At 72.2% G+C, this 9,470-nt stretch carries 6 protein-coding genes; 2 read left to right on the forward strand and 4 right to left on the reverse strand.

From position 1 onward, the window contains the following. Positions 1–72: 72 nt before the first annotated feature. Positions 73–1,371, forward strand: a complete 1,299-nt coding sequence (locus ABZ342_RS23970) for a lysine N(6)-hydroxylase/L-ornithine N(5)-oxygenase family protein (RefSeq protein WP_360476836.1) — start codon at positions 73–75, stop codon at positions 1,369–1,371. Here the strand turns inward: ABZ342_RS23970 and ABZ342_RS23975 are convergent. Genes ABZ342_RS23975 through ABZ342_RS23990 form a run of 4 tightly spaced genes read right to left on the reverse strand, consistent with a single transcriptional unit; the run spans position 1,358 to position 4,803 of the window. Then, complete coding sequence (locus ABZ342_RS23975) at positions 1,358–1,843, reverse strand: DinB family protein (protein ID WP_360476859.1); 486 nt, start codon at positions 1,841–1,843, stop codon at positions 1,358–1,360. The genes ABZ342_RS23970 and ABZ342_RS23975 overlap by 14 nt on opposite strands. 60 nt (positions 1,844–1,903) lie before the next feature. After that, a complete protein-coding gene (locus ABZ342_RS23980) occupies positions 1,904–2,707 on the reverse strand; it encodes an ABC transporter ATP-binding protein (protein WP_360476839.1) in 804 nt (267 codons plus the stop codon). Between the two features lie 4 nt (positions 2,708–2,711). Continuing rightward, on the reverse strand, positions 2,712–3,764 hold the full coding sequence (locus ABZ342_RS23985; protein ID WP_360476842.1) for an iron chelate uptake ABC transporter family permease subunit: 1,053 nt from the start codon (positions 3,762–3,764) through the stop codon (positions 2,712–2,714). Position 3,765: 1 nt separating this feature from the next. Next, a complete protein-coding gene (locus ABZ342_RS23990) occupies positions 3,766–4,803 on the reverse strand; it encodes an iron chelate uptake ABC transporter family permease subunit (protein WP_360476845.1) in 1,038 nt (345 codons plus the stop codon). Between the two features lie 153 nt (positions 4,804–4,956). Here ABZ342_RS23990 and ABZ342_RS23995 point away from each other — a divergent pair. Then, on the forward strand, positions 4,957–9,470 hold a 4,514-nt coding region (locus ABZ342_RS23995; RefSeq protein WP_360476848.1), incomplete at its 3' end, for an amino acid adenylation domain-containing protein.

Consider the following 9,470-nt stretch of genomic DNA (forward strand, 5'->3'; position numbering starts at 1 on the left):
ACGTACTAGGCGAGGCTCGCCTAAGTTAGGTTAGGGTTCCCTGAACCGTACCGGAGCGCGCGAGGGAGCAACATGGCTGCAGAGGTCCCGATCTACGACATCGTCGGCGTGGGCTTCGGACCGTCGAACCTGGCCCTCGCGATCGCTCTGGCCGAGCACAACGCGGGCCCGGGCGAGCCGGTGACCGCGCACTTCCTCGAACGGCAGCCGCGCTTCGGCTGGCACCGCGGGATGCTGATCGACACCGCGACCATGCAGGTGTCGTTCCTCAAGGACCTGGTCACCATGCGGAACCCGACCAGCGAGTTCAGCTTCCTCAACTACCTGCACGCGGCCGGCAGGCTGGTCGACTTCATCAACCACAAGAACCTGTTCCCGTTGCGCGTCGAGTTCCACGACTACTTCGAGTGGGCGGCCGCGAAGGTCGACGACGTCGTCTCCTACGGCACCGAGGTCGTCGCCGTGAAGCCGGTGTACGACGGTGCGGAGGTCGCCTACTTCGACGTCGAAGCCTCGGACGGGTCGTCGCTGCGCGCCCGGAACCTGGTGGTGGGGACGGGCTTGCGGCCCCAGCTGCCCGAAGGCGTCACCGCCGGCGACCGGATCTGGCACAACAGCGAGCTGCTGTTCCGCGTGGACGCCCTGCGCGACCGCGATCCGAAGCGGTTCGTCGTGGTCGGCGCCGGGCAGAGCGCCGCGGAGGTCGCCGCGCTGCTGCACGACGAGTTCCCGCGCGCCGAGGTGTGCGCGGTGTTCGCGCGCTACGGCTACAGCCCGGCCGACGACAGCTCGTTCGCCAACCGGATCTTCGACCCGGACGCCGTCGACCAGTTCTACGGCGCGGGCGAGCCGGTCAAGGACCGCCTGATGCGCTACCACGGCGCGACGAACTACTCGGCCGTCGACGTCGACCTGATCGACGAGCTGTACCGCCGGACGTACCGCGAGAAGGTCGTGGGCGTGGAACGGTTGCGGCTGTTCAACGTCTCGCGCCCGGTCGAGGTGACGGCCGCGGGAACCGTGACCGTCGAGTCCTTGACGACCGGCGAGCGAACGACGCTGGAGGCCGACGCGGTCGTCTACGCGACCGGCTACCGGCCCGCCGACCCGACCCCGCTGCTCGGCGAGCTCGGCCCGCGCTGCCTGCGCGACGACGAAGGACGCCTGCGCGTCGAGCGCGACTACCGGCTCACGACGGAGCCGCCCCTGCGCGGCGGGATCTACCTGCAGGGCGGCACCGAGCACACGCACGGCATCACGTCGTCGCTGCTGTCGAACACCGCGGTGCGGGTGGGGGAGATCCTGCAGTCCGTTGTGGACCGACGGCTGGTCGAGGCGCCCGAAGGGGAGTACGCCGTCAGCGCGCGGTGATCTGCTCCCGGAGGATGTCGCCGTGGCCGGTGTGGCGGGCGTACTCCTCGATGAGGAACAGGTAGATGAACCGCAGGCTGACCTCGCCGACGACCGGGTGCGTCCACCGGTCGTCGAGCGAGCGGCCCGCCGCGATCTCGCGGGAGCGCGCGCTCGTCCGCTCGTACTCGGCGATCACGTCGGCCACGGTCTCGTCTTCGGCGACGGCGAAACTGGCGTCCCCGGGAGTCGAAGGGCCGTCGCACTCGGACTCGTCCAAGCCGGCCACCAACCACTGGAACCAGCGGCGCTCGGCGACGGCGGCGTGCTTGACCAGGCTGATCGGCGTGGTCAGGGACGGCACCAGCCGCCGCCGGGCGTCGCTTTCCGACAGGCCACGCGCGTTCTCGACGAGGGCGAGCCGGTTGCGGTCGAGCATGGCTTCGAGCAGGTCACGCTCGGGGCCGAGGGTCTTTTCGGGCAGCACGTACACGGGCATCAGCTTCCTGGAACGGGGAGAGTGCCGGAATCGGCGAGAGAGCCCAGGATAGCGCTAGTCGACCGGTGCCGGGTGGTGCCGGCTGATCGGGATCACCATCGGCGTCCCGCTCACGGGATCGGGCGTCACCTGGCAACGAACGTCGAAGACCTCGTCCACCAGTTCCTCGGTGATGACCTCGACCGGCTTGCCCGAGGCCACGATCCGCCCGGACTTCATCGCGATCACGTGGTCGGCGTAGCGGCAGGCCTGCGGCAGGTCGTGCAGCACCATCACGACCGTCCGGCCCTCGCCGCGGTTGAGGTCGACGACGAGGTCGAGCACGTCGATCTGGTGGGCCAGGTCGAGGTAGGTCGTGGGCTCGTCCAGCAGCAGCACCGGCGTGCCCTGCGCGACCGCCATCGCGATCCACGCGCGTTGCCGCTGGCCGCCGGAAAGCTCGTCCACCGGACGGTCGGCCAGGTCGGTCATCGACGTCGCCTCCAGCGCGTCCCGCACCGCGCCTTCGTCCGATGTGGACCATTGCCGCCACCAGCTCTGGTGCGGGGCACGGCCGCGGCCGACGAGGTCGGCCACCGTCATGCCTTCCGGGGCCACCGGGGACTGCGGCAGGATCCCGAGCCGCTGGGCGACCTGGCGCGTCGGCAGGTCGTGGATCGAGCGGCCGTCGAGGTACACCCCGCCCGACTTCGGCGTGAGCAGCCGGGCGAGCGTGCGCAGCAGCGTCGACTTCCCGCACGCGTTCGGCCCGACGATCGCCGTGACCTGGCCGTCCGGGATGTCGAGGTCGAGGCCGTCGATGACGACGCGGTCGTCGTAGGCGACGCGCAGGTCCCGCACCCAAAGCGACGGTGTCATCTTCTCAGCCTCCGGAGCCGGATCGGTTGGCCCTGGCCAGCAGCCAGAGCAGCAGCGGGGCGCCGAGCACGCCGGTCACGATGCCGACCGGGAGCGCCGACGCCGTCAGCGAGCGGGCGATGATGTCGCTGCCCAGCACCACGACCGCGCCGGTGAGCGCGGACGCCGTGATCGGCGGCGAGGACAGCTTGGCGAGCCGTTGCGCGATCTGCGGCGAGGTCAGCGCGACGAACGAGATCGGGCCCGCCGACGCCGTCGCGAACGCGACCAGGCCGGCGCCGGCCAGCAGCAGGCCCAGCCGGACCGGCTGCACCGGCGTGCCGAGCCCGGCGGCCACGTCGTCGCCGAGCAGCAGTGTCTGCATCCACCGGGACAGCGCCAGCACCAGCGGGAACAGCACGACCAGTGCGAAGAACAGCGGGACGACGTGCTCCCAGCCGCGGTTGGCGAGGTTGCCGACCAGCCAGCCGATCGACGCCTGCGCGTCGGTGATCTGCGCTTTGCTCAGCAGGTAGTCGGTCAGGCTGGTGCACATCGCGAAGACCCCGATGCCCACCAGCAGGATCCGGTAGCCGGTGGTGCCGCGCCGCCACGCCAGCGCGTAGACCAGCAGCGCCGTGCACAGGCCGCCGAGGAGGCCGAGCGTGGTGGTGCCGAGCCCGCCGCCGAAGCCGAACGCGATCCCGGCGACCACGGCCGTCGCCGCGCCCGCGTTGATGCCGATCATGTCCGGGCTGGCCAGCGGGTTGCGGGTGATGGTCTGGAACACCGCACCGGACGCGCCGAACGCGAGCCCGGCCAGCAGCCCGGTGAGCGCCCGGGGCAGCCGCAGTTCCTGCACGATGTAGCCGTTTCCGCTGTCGCCGCCGCCGAAGAGGCCGGACAGGACGTCGGACACGGTCATCGGGACGTCGCCGATCGTCATGCCCACGCAGAAGAGCACGAACGCGAGCACGGCGAGGATCACGGAGACGAGCAGCAGCCGGGGCCGGACCCGGCCGGACACCGAACCGGCGCGAAAGGTGACGCGGTCGCTCCGGACCTGCAGCAGGCTCATGTCAGGACTCCACGAGCTTGCGGCGGCGGACCAGGTAGATGAAGAACGGCGCGCCGAGGAACGCGACGATCACGCCCGCGCGGATCTCGCTCGGCCGCGCCACGATCCGGCCCAGGATGTCCGCGGCGAGCAGCAGGCACGGCGCGAGGATCGCGGTGTAGGGCAGCAGCCACCGGTGGTCGGGCCCGATCACGAACCGCACCGCGTGCGGGACGATCAGGCCGAGGAACACGATCGGCCCGGCGACGGCGACGGCGGCGCCGGTCAGCAGGGTGATCGCCAGCGCGCCCCGCAGCCGCAGCGGGCCGAGCTTCCGGCCGAGCGCGATCGCGACGTCGTCACCGAGCGCGAGGCTGTTCAACGCGGGGCCGCTCGCGATCGCCAGCACCACGCCGACGACGAGGAACGGCAGTACCTGCAGCAACGCGGTCGCGTCGACGCCGGAAAGCGAGCCGGCCGACCAGAAGCGGTAGCGGTTGAGCGCCACCGGGTCCGACAGCACCATCGCGCTGGTGAACGAGGAGAGCAGCGCCGTGACGGCGGCCCCGGCGAGCGCGAGCTTGACCGGGCTCGACCCGGCCCGCCCGCGCGTGCCGAGGTAGTAGACGACGGCCGTGGCGAGGAGCGCGCCGGCGAAGGCGAACCAGATGTAGCCGTAGAGCGAGCTGATCCCCAGCACGGTGATCGAGAACACGATGGCGAACGCGGCCCCGGCGCTGACGCCCAGCAGGCCCGGGTCGGCGAGGGGGTTGCGGGTGAGCGCCTGCATCACCGTGCCGGCCAGCCCGAGACCCGCGCCGACGAGGACCGCGAGGAGCGTCCGCGGCATCCGGACACTGTGGATGATCACCGCGTCCGCGGAGCCGTCGTCGTGCCACAGCACCTGCCAGACGGCACCGAACGAGATCTCCTTGGAGCCCAGCCAGACGCTCAGCAGGCACAGGAGAACGAGGACACCGAGGGCGGCCAGGAGGCCGAGCGCGCGGCCCGTGTGTGGCGGGCGTCGCGTGAGAGCGATCCCTCCGGGGTCTGTTCGCACCGCACCTCCGACTGGTACCCATTTAGGTAAGGCTAACCGATGGTACAGCAGTGCATTCTCACCCTCGGTTTGTTAGGTTGCCCTAAGTCCAAGCCCGGATCCGGGCATCTTGAGCAGCGGGAGGCTGGTCTACCGGTGAGTAACGGTGACGCTGTGCAGCAGGTGGCGGAGCTCGGATTCTGGCGTGACCGCCTCGCCTCGGCGCCGAAGGAGCTCCCGCTGCCGATCGACCGGCCGTACCCGGCTCGGGCGGTCCCGGCGCGGCTGACCCGGCCGCGGCCCGCGACCGACGAGCTGACGCTCCTCGCGGGTTTCGTCGTGCTGCTTTCCCGGTACGCGGGAACCGTCGACGTCGTCCTCGGCATCGGCTCGCTGGTGCCGCTGCGGGTCGATCTCGGTGGCTCGCCCGGGTTCGCGGACGTCGTCACGCGGGTGCGCGACGCGCGTGAAGAGGCATTGGCCCACCGAGTCCCGTTCGACGACCTGGTCGCTGAAGTCGAGCCCGAGCCGGGTCGCGGGGGATCGGTGGTCGTCAACGTCGGCTTCGGCGCCGAGACCGACCTGCCCCTGGACGTGAACCTGGGTGTCGACGGCGAAGCGCTGGTCGTCGACTACCGCGCCGACGTCCTCGACGAGTCCACAGTGGACCGCATGCTCGGGCACCTCGGCCACCTCCTGGCCGACGCCCTGAAGCGTCCACAGTGGCCGGTCGAACGCCTGGACCTGCTGCCGGAGCCGGAACTGCGGCAGCTCCTGCGCGAGTGGAACGACACCGACTTCGACGCGCCGCCGTCGACGCTGCCCGAGCTGTTCGCCGCCCGCGTCGCGGAAGCCCCGGACGCCGTGGCGCTCGTCTTCGAGGACGAGGAACTGACCTACGCCGAGCTGGACGCGCGCGCGAACCGGCTCGCCCACGTCCTGATCGGGCGCGGCGCCGGGCCGGAACGGGTGGTCGCGCTGGCCGTGCCGCGCTCCCTGGACATGGTCGTGGCCGAGCTGGCCGTGCTCAAGGCCGGCGCCGCCTACGTGCCGCTGGACCCGGCCTACCCGGCCGAGCGGATCGTGTTCATGGTCGGTGACGCCCGCCCGGTGTGCGTGCTGACCACCGGTGAACTGGCAGACCACTTCGAGAGTGCGGTCGTTCTCGAAGAACTCGACCTCGACGCGGCGCCGGACACGGACCCCGCCGCGGCGATCGTCCCGGCGAACGCGGCCTACGTCATCTACACGTCCGGCTCCACCGGCCGGCCCAAGGGCGTCGTCGTCTCCCACGCCGGAGTCGCGAAGCTCGTCGCGACGCAGTCCGAGCGGTTCGGGGTGGGCCCGCACAGCCGGGTGCTGCAGTTCGCGTCGCCGAGCTTCGACGTCGCGTTCTGGGACCTGTGCCTCGGCCTGCTTTCCGGCGGACGCCTGGTGATCGTCCCCGCCGAGCGGCGCGTGCCCGGCCCCGAGCTGGCGGACTACGCGCACGCCAAGGGCGTCGACTTCATGATCCTGCCGCCCGCGCTCCTGGCCGAGTTCCCCGACGACTGCGACCTGCCGCGCGACAGCGTCCTGCTGGCCGGGACCGAGCGGGTGTCGCCGGAGCTGGTGCGCCGATGGGCGCCGGGACGGCGGATGTTCAACGCCTACGGCCCGACCGAAGCCACCACCAACTCGACGCTCGGGCTGTGCGACCCGGAGATCGCGCCCGGCTCGGCCGTGCCGATCGGCGTCCCGGACCCGGGCACCCGCGCGTACGTCCTCGACGCGTCGCTCGCACCGGTCCCGGTCGGCGTCGTCGGCGAGCTGTACCTCGCCGGATCCGGCCTGGCCCGGGGATACCTGGGACGGCCGGGGCTGACGGCGGAACGGTTCGTGGCCGACCCCTTCGGCTCCGGGGGTCGCCTTTACCGCACCGGTGACCTGGTGAAGTGGCTGCCGGACGGCCGGCTCGTCTTCCTGGGCCGGGCCGACGACCAGGTGAAGATCCGCGGCTACCGCATCGAACTCGGCGAGATCGAATCGGTGCTCGCCGAGCACCCGCGCGTCGGCCAGTCGGTCGTCGTCGCGCAGGACGGTCAGCTCGTCGCCTACGCCGTGCCGGTCCCCGACCGGTCGTCCGAGCAGGGCCACGTCGCCGAGTGGCACGCCGTCCACGAGGAGATGCTCGCCGGGTCCACCGGCATCGAGGAGAACTTCGCCGGCTGGAACTCCAGCTACGACGGCTCCGACATCCCGCTCGCCGAGATGCGCGAGTGGCACGCGGCGACGATCGACCGGATCCGCTCGCTCAAGCCGAAGCGGGTCCTCGAAATCGGGGTCGGCAGCGGGCTCATCCTCTCCCGGATCGCGCCGGACGCCGAGACGTACTGGGGCGTCGATCTGTCCGAGAGCGCGATCGAGAACGTCCGGCGCGAGGTCGCCGCGACGCCGTTCGCCGACCGCGTGCACCTCGCCGCCCGCCCCGCCCACGACCTCGGCGAGCTGCCGGCCGAGCCGTTCGACACGGTGATCATCAACTCCGTCGCGCAGTACTTCCCGAGCGCGGACTACCTCGCCGAAGTCGTCCGGACCGCAGCCGCTCTCGTGCGACCCGGCGGCACGATCTTCCTCGGCGACATCCGCAACCTCCGCTCGCTGCGGGCATTCCGCACCGCCGTCGAGCTGCGGCACGGCCGGGCCGACGTCGCGGCGGTCGACCAGGCCATCGCGCGCGAGGGCGAGCTGGTCCTGGACCCGGACTTCTTCCCGGCCCTGGCCCGCGGCCTGGACGGGTTCGACGACGTCGACCTGTGGGTGAAGCGCGGCGAGGCGCACAACGAACTGACCCGGCACCGCTACGACGTCGTCCTCCGCAAGGCGCCGACGCCGGCCGCGGCTGCCGAACAGGTCGTGGCGTACGGCGATCTCGCCGCGGTGGAACGGTTCCTGGCCGCCGAGACGCCGGAACGGCTGCGCGTCACCGGGGTGCCGGACGCGCGCCTGTCCGGCGAGCTGGCGGCCGTGCGTGCGCTGGACGAAGGGGACGCCGAGGCGGCACTGGCCGCCCTGGGCCGCCGCGACGGCGTCGACCCGGAAGCCCTGCACCGGCTCGGTGCGCGGGCCGGCTACCGGGTGGCGGTGACGTGGGCTCCCGAGGGCGGTGCGCTGGAAGCCGTCTTCTCGACGGGGGATGACGGTCCCGCTTACCGCCCCGGACGGCAGACCGGCACGCCGGCGTCGTACGCGAACAACCCGGCGGCCCGGCGGGAGACCGGCGCGCTGGTGGCCTCGCTGCGCGCGCACGTGCGGGACCGGCTGCCGTTGTACATGGTGCCGTCGGCGTTCGTCGTGCTGGACAAGCTGCCCGTGCTCGCTTCGGGCAAGCTCGACCGCAAGGCCCTGCCCAGTCCGGAACGGTTCGCCGCCGGACCGGGCCGCGCGCCGCGCAACCCCGTCGAGCAGCTGCTGTGCGAGATGTTCGCCGACGTCCTCGGCGTGTCGCAGGCCGGCCCGGACGACGACTTCTTCGCCCTCGGCGGGCATTCGCTGCTGGCGACGCGGCTGATCCAGCGCATCCGCGCGGCGGTCGGCGCCGAGGTGCCGGTGCGGGCGGTGTTCGACGCGCCGACCCCGGCCGCGCTGGCGGACCTGCTGGCCGGGGCGGTGACCGGCACCGAGCGGCGTCCGCTCACCCGCGTCACCGAGCGGCCGGAGCGGTTGCCGCTGTCGTTCGCGCAGCAGCGGCTCTGGTTCCTGCACGGCCTCGAAGGCGGGTCGGCGACCTACAACGTCCCGCTCGTCATGCGGCTCGCGGGCGAGCTGGACGTCGAGGCGCTGCGGGCGGCCCTGCACGACGTCCTCGACCGGCACGAGGCGCTGCGGACGGTGTTCCCGACCGCCGACGGCGTGCCGTACCAGCAGGTTCTCGCTGAAGCTGCGATCGAGCTGACCGTTCGCACGGTGTCCGATGGGGAATCCGAAGTGGACACGCTCGTCCGCGAGGTGTTCGACCTCGGCGCCGGCGTGCCGGTGCGGGCCACGCTGCTGACCGCCGACGCGCGCCGCCACGTGCTGGTCCTCGTCGTGCACCACATCGCCGCCGACGGCTGGTCGCTGGCCCCGCTCTGGCGCGACATCGCCACGGCCTACCGCGCCCGGCTGCGCGGGGAAGCTCCCGAGTGGACGCCGTTGCCGGTGCAGTACGCGGACTACACGCTCTGGCAGCGCGATCTCCTGGAGGCGGAAGAGGCCGTCCAGCTCGACTACTGGCGTACCGCGCTCGACGGCTTGCCCGAGCGCATCCCGCTCCCGCTCGACCGGCCGCACCCCGCGGTGTCGGCCTACCGCGGCGAGTTCTTCACCTTCACCTGGGACGCGGGTCTGCACGCCGGGCTGACCGACCTGGCGCGCGCCTGCGGCGCCAGCCCGTTCATGGTCGTGCACGCGGGCCTGACCGCGCTGCTGTCGCGGCTCGGCGGCGGCACCGACATCCCGATCGGCACCCCGATCGCCGGCCGGACCGACCCGGCGCTCGACGACCTCGTCGGCTTCTTCGTCAACACCCTGGTCCTGCGCGTGGACGCCGGCGGCGATCCGTCGTTCCGCGACCTCGTGGCGCGGGTGCGGGACCGCAGCCTCGACGCCTACGCCCACCAGGACGTCCCGTTCGAGCGGCTCGTCGAAGCGCTGAACCCGGGGCAAGG

The sequence above is a fragment of the Amycolatopsis sp. NPDC005961 genome (genome assembly GCF_040629235.1).
Lineage (GTDB): Bacteria > Actinomycetota > Actinomycetes > Mycobacteriales > Pseudonocardiaceae > Amycolatopsis > Amycolatopsis camponoti.

Coding starts and splice junctions, on each gene's coding strand:
- ABZ342_RS23985 (WP_360476842.1), bottom strand. CDS start 3,764: ATGAGCCTGCTGCAGGTCCGGAGCGACCGCGTCACCTTTCGCGCCGGT.
- ABZ342_RS23980 (WP_360476839.1), bottom strand. CDS start 2,707: ATGACACCGTCGCTTTGGGTGCGGGACCTGCGCGTCGCCTACGACGAC.
- ABZ342_RS23970 (WP_360476836.1), top strand. CDS start 73: ATGGCTGCAGAGGTCCCGATCTACGACATCGTCGGCGTGGGCTTCGGA.